This window comes from Streptomyces sp. BHT-5-2 (assembly GCF_019774615.1).
Taxonomy (GTDB): domain Bacteria; phylum Actinomycetota; class Actinomycetes; order Streptomycetales; family Streptomycetaceae; genus Streptomyces.
The window spans coordinates 563,585-581,059 of record NZ_CP081496.1 but is presented as its reverse complement, the minus strand read 5'-3'; the positions used below and the strand labels follow the sequence as shown (position 1 = coordinate 581,059).

Here is a 17,475-nt window from a genome sequence, read left to right as displayed (position 1 = left end):
CGGTCACGTACGATGGGTGCACACCCCGCGAGGGTGTGTGGCACCACCTTGAAAAGAAAACATGGGGATGATCGGTTTCGACAGCGGATGTCGAAGCAGGGGAAGCGAGTCGAGGAAGCGGCAATGATCTCGTTAACCATATGCCGAAACCAATAATCGCCAACACCAAGCGCGATTCCTTCGCCCTCGCTGCCTAAGTAGCGACCTGCGAAGTGTCAGCCCGGGGATGTTCCCGACCCGGATCCTGGCATCAGCTAGGGGACTTCACTTCTGAGCCCGGTCACGGGGTTCAGCAGGACATCTCACAGTGACTGAGCCCGTCGGAGACTTGTCCGCGTGATCTCCGGGGCCGAGAAAATCGAAGCGGACTGCACTCGGAGAAGCCCTGATTCCGCACCGTTGGACGCGGGTTCGATTCCCGCCATCTCCACAATTCCCATGTGAGCGAAGGCCCCGGTGTTCCGTACGGAACACCGGGGCCTTCGTCGTTTCTGCGCGGCTTTGCCGCGCGGGGCGGGGGCGCTGCCACCCGCAGGCCCCGCCCCTCAGGCCGTCCGCCGGGCGGCGAGGGTCGTGGCCGACGCCGTGACGGCGAGGGCCAGGGCGGCCGCGGCGGCGGGTACGGCGTAGCCGGCGGCGGGTGACGGCAGGTGTTCGGCGGCCCAGCCGCCGGCCGCCGAGCCGGCCGCGATGCCGGCCAGCAGCGCGGTCACCGCCAGCGTCATCCCCTCGTTGAGGCGGCCCGCCGGGGTGCGGGACTGGACCAGGCCCATGCCGGTGACCATCGCCGGGGCGGTGGCCGTGCCGGCCGTCAGCAGGGCCGCGGCGAGCAGCGGCGGGGCGCCGGTCGCGGCGGCCGCCAGCGGCAGCGTCAGCAGTGCGGCCATCGCGGCGAGACATCTCAGGAAGCGCCGGGCGGGCCGGGCCGCGGGCGGCAGCAGCCCGCACAGCAGCCCGGCCGCGCCGGAACCGGCCGCCTGGAGGGCGAGCAGCGCACCCGCCGCGGGCCGGAAGCCGTGCGCGTCCGCGTAGGCGACGGTGACCACCTCCAGGGAGCCGAAGATCGCGCCGGTGGCGAGGAACGTGAGCAGCAGCGGCGGCAGGCCGGGGGCGCGCAGCGGGGAGCCGGCGCGGCCGGGCGGGGCCGGGACCGCGGGTGGCTCGGTGCGGCGCTGGGCCGCCAGGAGCAGGACGCCGCCGAGCAGCAGGGCGGCGCCCACGGCGGTGCCGGCCTCCGGGGCGACGGAGGTGCACAGCAGCGTCGCCAGGACCGGGCCGAGCAGGAAGCACAGTTCGTCGACGGCCTGCTCGAAGGAGTTGGCGGTGTGCCGGGCGGCCGGGTCGTCGCGGAGCAGGTGCGCCCAGCGGGCGCGGGACATCCCGCCGGTGTTCGGGGTGGTGGCGGTCGCGGCGTAGGAGGCGAAGAGCGTCCAGTCGGGGGCGGCGTAGCGGACGCACAGCAGCAGGGAGAGCGAGCCGAGGACGGCGACGGCGGTGGCCGGGACGGCGATCCGGGCCTGGCCGTGGCGGTCGACGAGCCGGGCGGTCCAGGGGCCGGCCAGTGCGGTCGCGGCGAGCCCGGTGGCGGTGACCGCCCCGGCCAGCGCGTAGGAGCCGCGGGTGCCGGCGATCATCAGGATCGCGCTGACGCCGAGCATCCCCATCGGCAGCCGCGCCAGCAGGCCGGCGGCGGTGAAGGCCCGGGTGCCGGGGACGGCGAAGAGCCGGGAGTAGGGGGAGCGGCGGCGGGCGGGGCGTACGGGGGCGGGGGCGACGGGGCGGGCGGCGAGGAAGAGGATCATGCCGTCCACGGTCGCGGCGGACGCCGTTCACCGTCCAACACCTGGGCGGAGCGATTCACGCGTCCGCGATGTGAATGCGGCCTGACCTGCGGGCCGGGTAGGGGGTGGGAGTGCGGAAAGGAGGGTGTGGGCGGCGGGTGCCGGTGTGAGGATGGGGCGGTGCCGTACGACATCGACCCCCGGCTGCTGCGGGCGTTCACCGCCGTCGCCGAAGAGCTGCACTTCACCCGGGCCGCCGCCCGGCTCTACGTCGCCCAGCAGGCGCTCAGTCGCGATGTCAGGCGACTGGAGCGGGAGTTGGGGGACCGGCTGTTCGTGCGGTCCACCCGGCAGGTGGCGCTGACGGCGGCGGGCGAGCGGCTGCTGCCGTACGCGCGGCGGGTGTTGGCGGCGCACGAGGAGCTGGCCGCGGCCTTCCGGGCGGACCCGGCGCGGCCGCTGGTGGTGGACGTGGCGGCGCCGGTCGGGACGGCGCACCGGCTGCTGGTGGAGGCCCGGCGGCGGCTGCCGGACAGCTGCGAGCTGGTCGCCCGTTTCCACAGCGGGCTGACGGGGGCGGCCGCGGAGCTGGCGGCCGGTCGGTTGGATGTCTCCTTCGGGCGGTTCGCGGGGCTGCCGGCCGCGGCCCGGGCCGGGCTCTGCCACCGGCCGGTCCGGCTGGAGCCGATGGCGGTGCTGCTGCGCGCGGACCATCCGCTGGCCGCGGCCCCGGCCGTGCCGCTGGACCGGCTGGCCGGCGAGACGCTCTACGCGGCGGCCGGCAATCCGCGCACCGCGGAGTGGACGGACCTGGCGGCGCGGCTCTTCGAGGGGCGGGGGATCGCGATGGCGGAGCCGTTCCCGGAGATCGAGGGGGCGGAGGAGTTCGTCCGGGTGGTGCGCAGGCGGGGCTGGTCGGTGCTGGCGAGTGTGGAGTTCATCGAGGTGCCGGGGATGGTGCTGCGGCCGGTGGTGGATCCGGTTCCGCTGTCGCCGGTGGGGATGGTGTGGCGGCGGGGACTGCGGCATCCGGGGCTGGACGCGCTGTGTGCCGCGGCCCGGGATCTGGGCGCCGGGGAGGGCTGGTTGACGCTCCCCGACGACGCGTGGTGGCTACCGGAGGCGGACGCCGCGGCGATGGGCGTGGCCCGGGACGCCGCGGCGGCGGGGGCCGGGAGGTCCTAGGATCCCGCAGGGGCCGGGCGGGCGGCGGGCCCGGACGGTCGTCGGTACGTGATCGAAGTCTCTTTATGCGGCGCGTATCCGTGCCGCCGAGCAGGCAACCAACGGCGTCGAAAATCCTTCCTTACGGACGGACACCACGCGCGAACGATGTGTGCGAATTGGACAAACGGAATGAACAGGGGGGAGTCGTGCAGCGACGTTCCGTACTCGCGACGACGATGGCCGCACTCGCCTTGACCGTCACTGCCGCGTTCACCGTGACCGGTTGCGGTTCGGGGCGGATGGCGGCGCTGCACGCCAACTGCAGGACCAAGGGCCTGAGCTGGCGGGTCACCGTCCTCAAGGCGGTGCCGCGCAGCGCGCAGCGGGAGGCCCGGCTGTCGGTCGTCAACAAGGGCTCGCAGCCGTGCGTCTTCGACGGCTTCCCCAGCTTCGCCGTCCACGTCGGCAAGGGACCGGAGTCGGACGGCAAGGGGCAGGGCCGGACCATGCCGATAGACCTCCGGCGCGGTGGCACGGTGACCACCAGCCTGCGCTACAAGGACCACGGGCCCGGCATGACGCCGGCCGACTGCCTGGTCAGCAATGACGAGGTCATGGTGGGCGCGCCCCGCGACCACCACCAGAAGGCGATAAAGGTCCGGGACGAGAAGGGCAAGAAGACCCGGATGAACGTCTGCGAGCAGACCGTCTGGATGGGCCCGCCCGTCGAACTGAACGGCTGAGCCTCCCGGCGGCGGGCCGGGTCAGTCGCTCTCCGCGGCCGGGGCGGTCGTCCGCGCGGCGGGGGGCGGGGCGGTGCCGTGGGCCGGGCGGGCCGGCAGGGCCCGCAGCCAGAACTCGGCGGCCAGCGTCGGGTCCAGCGGCCGCAGCGCGCCGGTGTCCGGTTGCAGGGACGTCAGGACCGGGCGCAGCGCCTCCGGGCGGATCAGGCCCAGCGCCGCCAGGCGGGAGTCCGCACACAGGGCCGTCAGTGCCCGGCGGTTGCGGCGCAACCCCGCGTGCAACTCCGCGCTGTGCGCGCGCCGGCCGCGGCGGCCCAGGACCGGGCCGGGCACGATGCCGCGCATCGCCGCGGCCAGCACCGGCTTGCCGCCGTCGCCCGGCACCCGGTCCGCGAGCCGGACGGCCAGGGCCGCCTCGATCACCGCGTCGTCCAGGAACGGCGCCTCGTAGGCCACACCGTGCGCCGAGGTCAGGGCGTCGATGCCGCGGACCCGCTCGCCGGCCCGGACCGCGGCGGCGGCCGTCTCGTGCTGGGCGCGCAGCGGGTCGAACGGCTCGGGGGCCGCGACGGCCGCCTCGCGCAGCAGCCGGCGGACCGTGGCGACCGCGTCCGGGTGCGCCCAGGGCGGCATCGCCGGGACGTCCTCCCAGTCCGTGCCGGCGGGACGGCGGCGCGCGCCGGGGGCGATCCGGTCGGCGCCGGCGGCCAGCCAGCGGGGGTAGCAGCGGCCGCCGAGGAGGGTGCGGACGGTGGCCGGCAGCGACCAGGGGGCGAGCCGGCGGGCCCGGCGGGCCAGGCGTACGGCGGCGCGGAGGTCGCCGCGGGCGAGGGAGTTCAGGGCCACCGGCCGCAGCGCGAACAGCTCGTCGCCGCCGACGCCCGCCAGGTGCATCCGGGAGCCGAACTTCGCGACCAGGCGGGCCTGGTGGAGCAGCCGGGCCGCGTCCCGGACGGCGGCCAGCGGGCCGGCGGGGTCGGTGTGCGCGGGCAGCGCGGGCGGGGTGTACCAGGTGGGGGCGTCGGTGTACGGGAGGGAGAGGTGGCGGCCCTCGTGGCGGACGCGGCTGAGGCGGTAGGCGCTGTGGGCGCTCCACAGGGGGCCGTCGTCGGCCGGGTCGCGGCCCTCCCAGCCGGTGGTGATCAGCTCGGTGCCGTCGCGGGCCGCCAGGAAGCACACGCTGGTGGAGTCCAGGCCGCCGGAGAGGTCGGCGCTGAGCGTGGCGCGGTGCGTACGGGCGTGGACGGCCGCGCTGAGCGCCTCCCGTACCGCCTCGGCGGCGTCCGGCAGCGGGAGGTCCGGCTCCGGCGGGCTCCACCAGCGGTCCTCGCGGTACCGGCCGGCCGGGTCGTGCGCGGCGCAGTGGCCGGGGGGTACGGCGTGCACCGCGCGCCAGGGGGTGCGCAGTGCGAGGGGTAACGGGGCACCGGGCGCGAGGAGTCGGGCGGCGAGCGCCTCCTCGTCGACGGTGCCGGTACCGGGCGCGCCGGGCAGCCCGGAGTCGGCCGCGACGTGCGCCAGCGCGGCGAGGTCCTGGGGGCGGCTGCCCAGCACGGTGATGCCGGCGAGCTCCGTGCGGTGCAGCCGGCGGACCGCGGAGAGGCTGCCCTGGGCGCGGATCTCGGCGCCCATGCGGGCCAACAGGAAGAAGCTGCCGGGGAGTTCGTGCCGCAGCCCGGCGAGGTCGTCGAGCCCGCGCAGTCGGCGGAGCACCCGGGCCAGTGCGCCGGAGGTGGCCGAGGTCGTGCCGAGCAGCACCGCGCAGCGCGGGCCGACCCGCTCGGTCACCAGCTCCTCGTGCCGCCAGTGGCCGACGATCCAGGGGCGGCCGGAGAGGTGGGTGATGGTGCGGGTGGCCGGGGTCCGTGGCAGGCGGGCGGCGAGCCGGTCGGTGACGGGGTGGTCGGGGAACACCAGGAAATCCACGGGGGGTTACCGCTCCTCGGCGTCGGGGCGCAGTCGGGGGGTGGGGGTCGGGTGACGGGAGCGCGGTGCGCGGGTCGGTCCGGCCGTGGCGGCCGGACCGGCCTCGGTGCTGCCGGGGCGGGGAGGTGCCCCGGCAAGGGGGATCGCGCGGCGGGGACGTCAGGAACCGTGCCGTCCGCCGGTGATCCGCTGCGGGGGTCGGTGCATGGCATCCCTTTCCTTCCGGTGTCGGGGCCCGGCATCCCTGCGGGGGCGGGTGTGGCGCCCTGGCGGGGGCGAGGACCGCCGCCGGAACGGCAGGTCACGGGGGACCTGTCGCCCGTAGCGACGGAGCGTGGTGGGCTGGTTACGCGGTGCGTCCGATATGAAGGCTGGCAGTGTCCGCGGCACGTGCCATTACCCCGTTCGGGTGAAGGGAGGGGCGCGTGGTGCACGGCGGCGCACCGCCCCCGCTCCGTACGCCGCGGATGTGCTGCGGCGGCTCACCGCGTGCACCCGCCCCGCGTGAGCGCAAGGTTTCGCGCCGGTGACGTGCTGCCACAGGGCGTTAACCCGCCGTCCCTAGCGTCGGGTTCGGACCCGGTCCGCGGACCGCACCGACCTTGGGAGGCGCCATGACGGCCCAGACCGCGACGGAGACCGCGGCCACCCGCAGCACGGGTGGCCGGGTGAGGAGGGGGCGGCGCTGGATCGAGCGCTGGGACCCGGAGGACGAGGCGTTCTGGCGGGAGTCCGGGGAGCGGATCGCCCGGCGCAACCTCGTCCTGTCGGTGCTGACCGAGCACATCGGCTTCTCCGTGTGGAGCTTGTGGTCGGTGATGGTGCTGTTCATGGGGCCGGAGTACGGGATCGACCCGGCCGGGAAGTTCTTCCTGGTGGCGGTGCCGACGGCGGTGGGCGCGGTGCTGCGGGTGCCGTACACCTTCGCCGTGGCGCGGTTCGGCGGGCGCAACTGGACGGTCTTCAGCGCGCTGCTGCTGGTGGTGCCGGCGGTGGCCGCGGCGATCGTGATGGAGCCGGGGACGCCGTACGGGGTGTTCCTGGCGGTGGCCGCGCTGGCCGGTGTCGGCGGTGGCAACTTCGCCTCGTCGATGACGAACATCAACGCCTTCTTCCCGCTGCGGAGGAAGGGCTGGGCGCTGGGGCTGAACGCCGGCGGCGGCAACCTCGGGGTGCCGGTGGTCCAGTTGCTGGGGCTGCTGGTGATCGGCACGGCAGGAGCCGCCCGGCCGCGGCTGGTGCTCGCCGTGTACCTGCCGCTGATCGTGCTGGCGGCGGTGCTGGCCGCGCTGTTCATGGACAACCTCGGGCCGGTGGCCAACGACGCCGGGGCGGCCGTGGCGGCGGCCCGGGACCGGCACACCTGGGTGATGGCGCTGCTCTACGTCGGCACCTTCGGGTCGTTCATCGGCTACAGCTTCGCCTTCGGGCTGATCCTCCAGAGCCAGTTCGCGCGCACCCCGCTCCAGGCGGCGTCGCTGACCTTCCTCGGGCCGCTGCTGGGGTCGCTGGCCCGGCCCGCCGGCGGCTGGCTCGCGGACCGGTACGGCGGCGCGCGGATCACCCTGGGCGGCTTCGTGGCGATGGGCCTGGCCACCGGGGCGGTGCTGGCCGCCTCGGCGGCGCACTCGCTGTCGCTGTTCCTCGCCGGTTTCACCGCGCTGTTCCTGCTCACCGGCCTGGGCAACGGCGCCACCTACAAGATGATCCCGGGCATCTTCCTGGCCCGGGCGGTGCACCGGGGGCTGGCCGGCGAGGCGGCCGCGGCCGAGGGGCGGCGGCTCTCGGGGGCCGCGATGGGGCTGATCGGGGCGGTCGGCGCGCTCGGCGGGCTGGGCATCAACCTCGCCTTTCGGGAGGCGTTCGCCGCCACCGGCTCCGGGGCGGGCGCGTTCGCCGCGTTCCTGGTGTTCTACGTGGTGTGCGGGGTGGTCACCTGGGCGGTGTACGTGCGCCGGCCGGAGCGCGGGACGGCCGTGGAGGAGCCGGACGGGGCGCGCCGCACCGTATACGCGGACGTCTGAAAACCGCGCCCCGGGAGGCGCTTCCGTAACAGCGGGGAAATACTGGCGCACCGGGCCTGTCATGCGCTGTTGGCAGGCTCGACATCCGGCGCGGGTTGCGCCGGGGCCGCGGCGGCACCCGGGCCCGCCGCGGACGGAGCGCACGGCGCAACAGACCACTCGGGGCGGAGCGGGGCGGACCGATGCACGATCAGCAGCAGGAGGACGCCGGGCGGGAGCCCGCGGAACGGGGCCGGGCGCTGCGCCCGTTGGAAGGCTTCACCGTCGGGGTGACGGCGGCCCGCCGGGCCGAGGAGCTGGGCGCGCTGCTGGAGCGCCGCGGCGCCCAGGTGGTGCACGCCCCGGCGCTGCGCATCGTGCCGCTGTCGGACGACGCCGAACTGCTCGCCGTCACCCGCGCGCTGGCCGACGAACCGCCGGACGTGGTGGTGGCCACCACCGCCATCGGGTTCCGCGGCTGGATCGAGGCGGCGGACGGCTGGGGACTGGGCGAGGCGCTGCTGGGCCGGCTGGCCGGGACGGAACTGCTGGCCCGCGGCCCGAAGGTGCGCGGCGCGATCCGGGCGGCCGGTCTGACCGAGAAGTGGTCGCCGGCCTCGGAGTCGATGGCGGAGGTGCTCGACCATCTGATGGCGGCGGGCGTCGCCGGGCGGCGGATCGCCGTCCAGCTGCACGGGGAGCCGCTGCCGGGGTTCGTCGAGTCGCTGCGGGCCGGCGGCGCGGAGGTGATCGGGGTGCCCGTCTACCGCTGGATGCCGCCGACCGACCTCGGGCCCGTGGACCGGCTGCTGGACGCCGTCCTGGCGCGTGGCCTGGACGCGGTGACGTTCACCAGCGCGCCGGCCGCCGCCTCGCTGCTGCGCCGGGCCGCCGAGCGCGGCATCCAGCCGGAGCTGCTGGCCGCGCTGCGGCAGGACGTGCTGGTGGCGTGCGTGGGGCCGGTGACGGCGCTCCCGCTGGAGGCGCTGGAGGTGCCCAACCGGCAGCCGGAGCGGTTCCGGCTGGGCCCGCTGGTGCAGCTGCTGTGCCGGGAACTCCCGGGCCGGATACCGCCGTTGCCGGTCGCCGGCCGGCGGCTGGAGATCCGCGGCCGGGCCGCCGTGGTGGACGGCGCGCTGCGCCCGGTGCCGCCCGCCGGGATGGCGCTGCTGCGCGCCCTGGCCCGCCGCCCCGGCTGGGTGGTGGCCCGCGCCGAACTGCTGCGGGTGCTGCCGGGTGCCGGCCGGGACGAGCACGCGGTGGAGACCGCGATGGCGCGGCTGCGGACGGCGCTGGGGGAGCCCCGGCTGATCCAGACGGTGGTCAAGCGCGGCTACCGGCTGGCCCTGGACGCGGCGGCGGAGTCCGGGAAGTACTCCGGGGAGTACGGGGACGGGCGCTGAGGCGGGTCTGACGCGGGCCTGACGGGCCGCCGCGCCCCTCAGGCAGGGTTGCTCACCCGGATCTTGGACTGGCCGTGCGGCCGGGTCTCCCAGTCCTCCATGAAGCGCGCGGCCAGCCCGTGCCTGCGGGCCAGCCGCAGCAGGGTCTCGGTCCGGTAGTAGAAGTCCTCGCGCAGGACCTGGTGTTCGGCGCCCTCGGTGCGGTCGAAGGTGAAGTCGAAGAAGCCGCCCGGGGCCAGGATGCGCCCGACGTGCGCCAGGCACTCGTCGATGACGGGCAGCGGCGAGTGCGAGAAGACGCTGTGCGCGTGGACGATGTCGAAGTGCGCGTCGGGCAGGAAGTCCAGCTTCAGGTCCTGAGTGATCGTCAGATGCGGGAGCTTGTCCTGGAGTTCGTAGGTGGCGAGGGTCCGCTTGGCGGCTATCAGGATGTCCGGCGAGATGTCGATGCCGTAGTAGCCGCCGGTGTCCAGGTGGGCGATGAAGCGCCAGCCGGCCCGGAGGTTGCCGCAGCCGATGTCGAGCATCCGGTGGTCGGGGCGCAGCCCGTGCTCCACGAGGTAGTCGAACTGCATCTCACCCAGCGCCAGCCAGCGTTCGTGGCTGCGGCTGCCGACCGCGGCCTCCGGGTTGCGGCCGGTGTCCGAGGCCATCACCGCGCGGTAGTACGCGACGTGGTCGGGGTGCTTCAGGCGCAGCCAGGTGTCGCGGGCGGTGCGCCTGACGTAGGGGGCGATCCGGGCCGGGTTGCGGACCGCGTAGCCGAGCTTGTGGGTCAGCGCGGAGCGGTTCTTGAGCAGCGGGGAGGACGACATGCCGCGGACTATACAACACGTGTATACGCGCGGTGTCTACACGGGGTGTCGAGGTGCGGCGTCCATGCGGGGGCTGCCGGTGCCCGCGTGAAGTGCCCGCGCCGGGCGTCCACTTGGCGCGCCGCGCGCCGCCCTGCTCCGCCCGCGGCCTTCCGGTGGGCGGCGCGGGCGGGCACCCTGGGAACGCTCCCGTACGCCCCCGGCGCTCCCTTTCCCGTGTCCCCGTGTCCGTTCCCAAGGAGTGACAGGCACATGGCAGCCATGGCAGCCCTCTACGACCTCCGGTTCGACTGCGGGCGGATCTGTCTGGACCTGGTGGCCACCGCCGGCGGCGCCCCGGCCGCCGGCGAGCGGCTCACCGGCCCGGCGTCGCTGGCCGCCTGGCTGACCGGCGCGGGAGTGGTGCCGCCCGGCGCCCCGCTCGACGCCGTCGACGCCGGCTGGGTCGCCCGTTTCCAGGCGCTGCGCGAGCTGCTGGGCCGGGTCGTCCGGGCCGAGGTGCGCGGCCGGGCCGCCGCGGCCGACCTGGCGCTGCTCAACACCGCGGCCGAGTGCGCCGCGCCGCCCGCCGTGCGTGCGGTCCGCGGCCCGGACGGCACGCTCGCCGGCGCCCTGGCCGGTCCGCCCGACTGTGCCGGGCTGCTGGCCGCGGTGGCCCGGGACGCCGTCGCGCTGCTCACCGACCCGGCGGCGCGCGGCCGGCTGCGGCAGTGCGCCGGCGACGGCTGCCCGCTGGTCTACCTGGACACCTCGCGCGGCCGGCGCCGCCGCTGGTGCTCCAGCGAGGTCTGCGGCAACCGCGCCCGGGTCGCCCGGCACCGGCGGCGGACCGCGGGGGCCGTGTGACGCGCGGCCGGGTTCGCCCCCGTGGCCGGATCCGGTGACCGGCGCCCGGCATCCGACCGCTTTGGCCGGGTCTGCCCGACCGAACCGCCTTCCGAGTCAACATCCGACCGCCGACGTCCGGTTTTGTCCATACCTCCAGGTGCGCACCGTGCCGGGTTCGCGTACGGTTGACGGCTGCCCTACGCACAGCAGAAGGGGGCTTGGGTGGCCGCGCACAACGCCACGCACGCACCGGACCACGCACCGGATTCCGTTCGGGACCGCGAGATCGAGGCCGAGCAGGCACATCTCGACCGCGTCTACCGGCGCCTCGAGGAGAAGATCCACGAGGCCGAGTTCCTGATGGACGACGCCGCCAAGCGCGGCCAGGTCGGCACGCCCGGCGCGCTCGCCGAACGCGACGCCCAGGTCTTCCAGGCCGGCGTCCACCTCCACCGGCTCAACTCCGAGTACGAGGACTTCCTCTTCGGCCGGATCGACCTGCTCCTGGGCAAGGACGGCAAGAAGGGCCCGGACGGCGCCCACACCTCCGTCGAGCCCGCCGACGGCGTCATCCGGGACGGCCGCGCCGCCATCGCCGAGACGCTGCACATCGGCCGCCTCGGGGTCCTGGACGCGGACTACTCCCCGCTGGTCATCGACTGGCGGGCGCCGGCCGCCGCGCCCTTCTACCGCGCCACCCCGGTCGCCCCCGGACGGGTCGTCCGCCGCCGGGTGATCCGCTCCAAGGGCCGCCGGGTGCTGGGCGTCGAGGACGACCTGATGCGCCCGGAGGTCACCGCCACCCTGGACGGCCGGGAGCTGCCGGCGGTCGGCGACGGCGCGCTGATGGCCGCGCTGGGCCGGGCCCGCAGCCACACCATGCGGGACATCGTCTCCTCCATCCAGGCCGAGCAGGACATGGTCATCCGGGCCCCCGCCGCCTCCGTCACCGAGGTCGAGGGCGGGCCCGGCACCGGCAAGACCGCGGTCGCCCTGCACCGCGCCGCCTACCTCCTCTACCAGGACCGCCGCCGCTACGCCGGCGGCATCCTGATCGTCTCCCCGACCCCGCTGCTGGTCGCCTACACCGAGGGCGTGCTGCCCTCCCTCGGCGAGGAGGGGCAGGTCGCCATCCGGGCGCTCGGCTCGCTCGTCGAGGGCGCCGAGGCGACCGCCTACGACCCGCCCGCGGTCGCCCGCGTCAAGGGCTCGGCGCGGATGCAGAAGCTGCTGCGCAAGGCGGCCCGCGGGTCCCTGGAGGGGGCCGCGCCCGCCCCGTCCCGGGCCCGCGCCACCGAGGACGCCCAGCTGTCCCTGGAGGACCTCGCCGCCCCGGCCGGCGACGCCCCGGCCCCGCCGACCCGCCTGCGCGTCGTCGCCTTCGGCACCCGGCTCGAACTGGACGAGGCCGAGCTGCGCGCCGTCCGCCAGTCCGCGCTGGGCGGCACCGCCCCGGTCAACCTCCTGCGCCCGCGGGCCCGCCGGCTGATCCTGGACGCCCTGTGGGCCAAGTCCGGCGCCGCCCGCCGCTACTCGGACCCGGAGCTGGCCGCCGAGGCCCGCCAGGGCTTCGACGAGGACCTCGTCACCGAACCCGACTTCCAGGCGTTCCTCGACGCCTGGTGGCCGGAGCTCACCCCGCGCGGCGTCCTGGCCGCGATGGCCGACGAGCGCCGCCTCGGCCGCTGGGCGCGCCGCCTGCTCAACCCCCGCGAGGTGCGCCAACTCGCCCGCTCGCTGAGACGGTTGGGCGACGACGGCCGGGGCCCGCTGTCGGTGCACGACGTCGCGCTGCTGGACGAGCTCCAGCAGATCCTGGGCGCCCCCGCCCGGCCGGCCCGCCCCCGCGAGGCCGACCCGCTGGACCAGCTGACCGGCCTGGAGGAGCTGACCACCTACGCGGACCGGCTCTCCGCCGGCCGGGGCCGCAGGGAGCGCCTGGAGGAGGAGCGCACCGACTACGCCCATGTCATCGTCGACGAGGCCCAGGACCTGACGCCGATGCAGTGGCGGATGGTCGGCCGCCGCGGCCGGCACGCCACCTGGACCGTGGTCGGCGACCCGGCGCAGTCCTCGTGGTCGGACCCGGACGAGGCCGCCGAGGCCCGCGACGAGGCGCTCGGCACCCGTCCGCGCCGCCGTTTCACCCTCACCGTGAACTACCGCAACCCGGCCGAGATCGCCGAGCTGGCGTCCCGGGTGCTGGCCCTGGCCATGCCCGGCACCCCGGCCCCCAGGGCGGTCCGCTCGACCGGCCTGGAGCCGCGCTTCGGCGTCGTCGGCGGCGCCGGGGGCGCGGCCGGCACCGCCGACGAGGCGCTGGCCCGGGCCACCGTCGCCGAGGCCGAACGGCTGCTGGCCGAGGTCGAGGGCACGGTCGGTGTCGTGGTGGCGATGCGCCGCCGCGCACAGGCCCGCGACTGGCTGGCCGGCCTCGGCGACCGCGTGGTGGCGCTGGGCTCCCTGGAGGCCAAGGGCCTGGAGTACGACGCCACCCTGGTGGTCTCGCCCGCCGAGATCGCCGACGAGTCCCCGGCCGGCCTGCGGGTCCTCTACGTCGCCCTGACCCGCGCCACCCAGCAGCTGACGGTGCTCTCCGCCGCCCCGGACGACCCGGACGAGTCCGGCGTCCCGGACCTGCTGCGCGACTAGGCCCCGGAGCCGGGGCCCGGAGCCTGTGTGCTGCCATCCGAGGGGTTGTGAAATCGGGTGCGCGGGACGGGATTCGCTTGCCGGGATGGTTTGTTAGCCTTGGTGGCGGCACCGGCTCGATCCAAGCCCCCGGGCCCAACCATCGTCGCTACGAGCGACCACTTGCCGCGAGGCGAGCATGGCGGGTCGGTGTCATCAGCAACGGCGTGGGCGTCCCTCCTCCGGGAGGGGCGCCCACGGTCGTTTCCGCCCCGGCCGTGCCCGCGTGCGCGCGGTGGCTGATTCGTGTGGGGCGGTAGGGGTTCCGCCCGGGCGACCACTTCTCGTATGGTGGAAGAGTCTTTCCGGAATTCGTAGCTGGTTACCGTGTACCGGCTGGTAGGTGGGACGATCGAACGACGCGCTCCGGCTCGGCAACCCCTGAGATCCGGAGCCGCACAGAGCCAAACCAGGGAAAGCAGAGGAAGTCGGCCATGGCAACGGCGCCTAGCGTCTCGTATTCGATGACGGTGCGACTGGAGGTGCCCGCGAGCGGCACCGCCGTCAGCCAGCTCACCACGGCCGTGGAGTCCTCCGGCGGGTCGGTCACCGGCCTCGACGTGACCGCGTCCGGCCACGAGAAACTCCGGATCGACGTCACGATCGCCGCCACCTCCACCGCGCACGCCCAGGAGATCGTCTCCAAGCTGCGCGGCATCGAGGGCGTCTCGCTCGGCAAGGTCTCCGACCGGACCTTCCTGATGCACCTCGGCGGCAAGATCGAGATGTCGTCCAAGCACCCGATCCGGAACCGCGACGACCTGTCCATGGTCTACACCCCCGGCGTCGCCCGGGTCTGCCAGGCCATCGCCGACAACCCCGAGGACGCCCGCCGGCTCACCATCAAGCGCAACAGCGTCGCGGTGGTCACCGACGGCTCCGCCGTCCTCGGCCTCGGCAACATCGGCCCCAAGGCCGCCCTGCCCGTCATGGAGGGCAAGGCGGCCCTCTTCAAGCGCTTCGCCGGCATCGACGCCTGGCCGCTCTGCCTGGACACCCAGGACACCGACGCGATCGTCGAGATCGTCAAGGCCATCGCCCCCGGCTTCGCGGGCATCAACCTGGAGGACATCTCCGCGCCCCGCTGCTTCGAGATCGAGGCCCGGCTGCGCGAGGCCCTGGACATCCCGGTCTTCCACGACGACCAGCACGGCACCGCCATCGTGGTGCTCGCCGCGCTCACCAACGCGCTGCGCGTCGTCGGCAAGAAGATCGAGGACGTCCGGGTCGTGATGTCCGGCGCCGGCGCCGCCGGCACCGCCATCCTCAAGCTGCTGCTGGCCGCCGGCGTCCGGCACGCGGTGGTCGCCGACATCCACGGCGTGGTGCACGCCGCCCGCGCCGACCTGGTCGACGCCGACCCCGACTCGGCGCTGCGCTGGATCGCCGACAACACCAACCCCGAGGGCGTCACCGGCACCCTCAAGGAGGCCGTGGACGGCGCCGACGTCTTCATCGGCGTCTCCGCCCCCAACGTCCTCGACGGCGACGACGTGGCCCGGATGGCCGACGGCGCGATCGTCTTCGCGCTGGCCAACCCGGACCCGGAGGTCGACCCGGCCCTCGCCCGGCAGACCGCCGCCGTCGTCGCCACCGGCCGCTCCGACTTCCCCAACCAGATCAACAACGTCCTGGTGTTCCCCGGCGTCTTCCGCGGCCTGCTCGACGCCGCCTCGCGTACGGTGAACACCGAGATGATGCTGGCCGCGGCCCGCGCACTCGCCGACGTCGTCCTGGACGACGAGCTCAACGCGAACTACATCATCCCCAGCGTCTTCAACGAGAAGGTCGCGGGCGCGGTGGCCGGCGCGGTGCGGGACGCGGCGAAGTCCGCGGGCGAGGCTGTGACGGCCGCCACGGGGGTCTGAGACGGCGCGTCGCAGGACGTGCCCCCAGCAGGCCACCCATAGGGTGGCGGGTGACCCTCCAGGGTGCCGGATTGGCTTTACCGCCGCAGGTGGGGGCAGGATGCGTATTCGGGCGCGAGGGTCTGGCAAGCAGACCCGGGTCCGGAGACTGTCCGAGGGCCCTGGCAGCATCGGCTTCGCTGAGCCCAAACATGCGGCTGGGCCGCGTGGCACGCCGCATTGGCAAGAAGAACACGGGAGTACATACATGAACCGCAGTGAGCTGGTGGCCGCTCTGGCCGACCGGGCCGAGGTGACCCGCAAGGACGCCGACGCCGTTCTGGCCGCGCTCGCCGAGACCGTCGGCGAGGTCGTCGCCAAGGGCGACGAGAAGGTCACCATCCCCGGCTTCCTGACCTTCGAGCGCACCCACCGTGCCGCTCGCACCGCGCGCAACCCGCAGACGGGTGAGCCGATCCAGATCGCGGCCGGCTACAGCGTGAAGGTCTCCGCGGGCTCGAAGCTCAAGGAAGCCGCCAAGGGCAAGTAAGGCCCTTCCCACGGCATGTCGGGCGGCCACCCTTCCCGGAAGGGTGGCCGCCTTGCGTATGCCCGCGTACGCGCCGCTCAGGGCCCTCGGCGGGGCATCCGCAGGTGTCGCGGAGGGTCGGGGAGTGACCGGGGACGGGGACGCGGGGCCGGGAAGCGCGAAGGCGCCGCGCGGTGGTCGCGGTGCGACCGGCGCGCGGCGCCTCCTGATGCGCGGGGGCGGGGGGTCAGCCCCTCGGGTTGCCGTTCGGCAGCTCCACCTTGGCGCCCAGCTCGACGAGCTTCTCCATGAAGTTCTCGTAGCCGCGGTTGATCAGGTCGATGCCGTGCACCCGGGAGGTGCCCTGCGCCGCCAGCGCCGCGATCAGGTACGAGAAGCCGCCGCGCAGGTCGGGGATGACCAGGTCGGCGCCCTGGAGCCGGGTGGGCCCGGAGACGACCGCGGAGTGCAGGAAGTTGCGCTGGCCGAAGCGGCAGGCGGAGCCGCCCAGGCACTCGCGGTAGAGCTGGATGTGGGCGCCCATCTGGTTGAGCGCTTCGGTGAAGCCGAGCCGGGACTCGTAGACCGTCTCGTGGACGATCGACAGGCCCGACGCCTGGGTCAGCGCGACCACCAGGGGCTGCTGCCAGTCGGTCTGGAAACCGGGGTGGACGTCGGTCTCCAGGGCGATGGCGTCGAGCGAGCCGCCCGGGTGCCAGAAGCGGATGCCCTCGTCGTCGATCTCGAAGGCGCCGCCGACCTTACGGAAGGTGTTGAGGAAGGTCATCATGGAGCGCTGCTGGGCGCCCCGGACGTAGATGTTGCCCTCGGTGGCCAGCGCCGCGGACGCCCAGGAGGCGGCCTCCAGGCGGTCCGGGAGGGCCCGGTGGGTGTAGCCGTCGAGCTTGTCGACACCGGTGATCCGGATCGTCCGGTCGGTGTCCATGGAGATGATCGCGCCCATCTTCTGCAGGACGCAGATCAGGTCCTCGATCTCCGGCTCCACGGCGGCGTTCGACAGCTCGGTGACGCCCTCGGCCAGGACGGCCGTCAGCAGCACCTGCTCGGTCGAGCCGACCGACGGGTACGGCAGCCGGATCTTGCAGCCGCGCAGCCGCTGCGGGGCCTCCAGGTACTGCCCGTCGGCGCGCTTCTCGATCTTCGCGCCGAACTGCCGCAGCACGTCGAAGTGGAAGTCGACCGGCCGGCCGCCGATGTCGCAGCCGCCCAGGCCCGGGATGAAGGCGTGGCCCAGCCGGTGCAGCAGCGGACCGCAGAACAGGATCGGGATCCGCGAGGAGCCGGCGTGCGCGTCGATGTCCGCGACGTTGGCGCTCTCCACGTGCGAGGGGTCGAGGACCAGCTCGCCGGACTCGTCGCCCGGGCGCACCGTGACGCCGTGCAGCTGGAGCAGCCCGCGCACCACGCGGACGTCCCGGATGTCGGGGACGTTGCGCAGTCGGCTCGGACCACTTCCCAGGAGGGCGGCGACCATGGCCTTGGGTACAAGGTTCTTCGCACCGCGAACCCGGATCTCGCCCTCCAGCGGGGTGCCGCCGTGGACAATCAGTACGTCGTCAGTGGAGACGGTCATGGATCTCGCGTTCCTGGAGTCGGTCTGGGCCACGAGAAATGGTAAGGGCGGCCGAGGGGGTGCCCGTGGCGATGGACCGGGTCCGGCCATGTAATGGCTTTGTCACAACACGCTCCGCTACGGGCCGCCTGTGATTCGTCATCGCCTT

At 74.6% G+C, this 17,475-nt stretch carries 12 protein-coding genes and 1 other RNA gene; 9 read left to right on the top strand and 4 right to left on the bottom strand.

Translation table 11 applies throughout. The annotated features are described in order from the left end of the window. The first annotated feature begins 63 nt into the window (after window positions 1-63). Window positions 64-433, top strand: a transfer-messenger RNA (tmRNA) gene (gene ssrA, locus K2224_RS02475). A gap of 112 nt (window positions 434-545) precedes the next feature. On the opposite strand, the gene K2224_RS02470 is transcribed toward ssrA, so the two are convergent. Next, the gene (locus K2224_RS02470; protein ID WP_221905032.1) at window positions 546-1,802 is read right to left on the bottom strand and encodes an MFS transporter; all 1,257 of its coding nucleotides are present in this window, start codon (window positions 1,800-1,802) and stop codon (window positions 546-548) included. A gap of 159 nt (window positions 1,803-1,961) precedes the next feature. Between K2224_RS02470 and K2224_RS02465 the strand changes: the two genes are divergently transcribed. Then, window positions 1,962-2,966, top strand: coding sequence for a LysR family transcriptional regulator (locus tag K2224_RS02465; RefSeq protein WP_221905031.1), 1,005 nt, complete (start codon window positions 1,962-1,964; stop codon window positions 2,964-2,966). A 188-nt stretch (window positions 2,967-3,154) separates the two neighbouring features. After that, complete coding sequence (locus tag K2224_RS02460; RefSeq protein WP_260692308.1) at window positions 3,155-3,691, top strand: DUF4232 domain-containing protein; 537 nt, start codon at window positions 3,155-3,157, stop codon at window positions 3,689-3,691. Window positions 3,692-3,712: 21 nt separating this feature from the next. On the opposite strand, the gene K2224_RS02455 is transcribed toward K2224_RS02460, so the two are convergent. After that, window positions 3,713-5,617 (bottom strand): asparagine synthase-related protein, encoded by a 1,905-nt coding sequence (locus K2224_RS02455; protein ID WP_221905030.1) that lies wholly within the window; start codon window positions 5,615-5,617, stop codon window positions 3,713-3,715. A gap of 614 nt (window positions 5,618-6,231) precedes the next feature. On the opposite strand from K2224_RS02455, the gene K2224_RS02450 reads away from it, so the two are divergent. Next, window positions 6,232-7,641, top strand: a complete 1,410-nt coding sequence (locus tag K2224_RS02450; protein WP_221905029.1) for an MFS transporter — start codon at window positions 6,232-6,234, stop codon at window positions 7,639-7,641. Between the two features lie 182 nt (window positions 7,642-7,823). Next, entirely contained in the window at window positions 7,824-9,023 is a 1,200-nt protein-coding gene (locus K2224_RS02445; protein WP_221905028.1) for a uroporphyrinogen-III synthase, read from the top strand. Between the two features lie 38 nt (window positions 9,024-9,061). On the opposite strand, the gene K2224_RS02440 is transcribed toward K2224_RS02445, so the two are convergent. Beyond that, a complete protein-coding gene (locus tag K2224_RS02440; protein ID WP_221905027.1) occupies window positions 9,062-9,838 on the bottom strand; it encodes a class I SAM-dependent methyltransferase in 777 nt (258 codons plus the stop codon). Between the two features lie 261 nt (window positions 9,839-10,099). On the opposite strand from K2224_RS02440, the gene K2224_RS02435 reads away from it, so the two are divergent. The 4 genes from K2224_RS02435 to K2224_RS02420 all read left to right on the top strand — a co-directional run bounded on the left by K2224_RS02435 (window position 10,100) and on the right by K2224_RS02420 (window position 15,754). After that, window positions 10,100-10,684 carry an ABATE domain-containing protein gene (locus K2224_RS02435; protein ID WP_221909384.1) on the top strand — a complete coding sequence of 195 codons (585 nt, stop codon included), beginning with the start codon at window positions 10,100-10,102 and terminating at the stop codon, window positions 10,682-10,684. A 204-nt stretch (window positions 10,685-10,888) separates the two neighbouring features. Then, complete coding sequence (locus K2224_RS02430; protein ID WP_221905026.1) at window positions 10,889-13,318, top strand: UvrD-helicase domain-containing protein; 2,430 nt, start codon at window positions 10,889-10,891, stop codon at window positions 13,316-13,318. 473 nt (window positions 13,319-13,791) lie between these two features. Next, window positions 13,792-15,225, top strand: a complete 1,434-nt coding sequence (locus K2224_RS02425; RefSeq protein WP_221905025.1) for an NAD-dependent malic enzyme — start codon at window positions 13,792-13,794, stop codon at window positions 15,223-15,225. A 247-nt stretch (window positions 15,226-15,472) separates the two neighbouring features. Continuing rightward, window positions 15,473-15,754, top strand: coding sequence for an HU family DNA-binding protein (locus K2224_RS02420; protein WP_004951951.1), 282 nt, complete (start codon window positions 15,473-15,475; stop codon window positions 15,752-15,754). A gap of 226 nt (window positions 15,755-15,980) precedes the next feature. Here the strand turns inward: K2224_RS02420 and murA are convergent, their stop codons facing one another. After that, window positions 15,981-17,327: a UDP-N-acetylglucosamine 1-carboxyvinyltransferase gene (gene murA, locus K2224_RS02415; RefSeq protein ID WP_221905024.1), complete on the bottom strand. Its 1,347-nt coding sequence runs from the start codon at window positions 17,325-17,327 to the stop codon at window positions 15,981-15,983. Window positions 17,328-17,475 lie beyond the last annotated feature (148 nt).

Excerpts from the sequence above, each read along its gene's own strand:
- K2224_RS02435 (WP_221909384.1), top strand. The coding sequence starts at position 10,100 with ATGGCAGCCCTCTACGACCTCCGGTTCGACTGCGGGCGGATCTGTCTG.
- K2224_RS02450 (WP_221905029.1), top strand. The coding sequence starts at position 6,232 with ATGACGGCCCAGACCGCGACGGAGACCGCGGCCACCCGCAGCACGGGT.
- K2224_RS02445 (WP_221905028.1), top strand. The coding sequence starts at position 7,824 with ATGCACGATCAGCAGCAGGAGGACGCCGGGCGGGAGCCCGCGGAACGG.
- murA (WP_221905024.1), bottom strand. The coding sequence starts at position 17,327 with ATGACCGTCTCCACTGACGACGTACTGATTGTCCACGGCGGCACCCCG.
- K2224_RS02470 (WP_221905032.1), bottom strand. The coding sequence starts at position 1,802 with ATGATCCTCTTCCTCGCCGCCCGCCCCGTCGCCCCCGCCCCCGTACGC.
- K2224_RS02440 (WP_221905027.1), bottom strand. The coding sequence starts at position 9,838 with ATGTCGTCCTCCCCGCTGCTCAAGAACCGCTCCGCGCTGACCCACAAG.
- K2224_RS02425 (WP_221905025.1), top strand. The coding sequence starts at position 13,792 with ATGGCAACGGCGCCTAGCGTCTCGTATTCGATGACGGTGCGACTGGAG.
- K2224_RS02420 (WP_004951951.1), top strand. The coding sequence starts at position 15,473 with ATGAACCGCAGTGAGCTGGTGGCCGCTCTGGCCGACCGGGCCGAGGTG.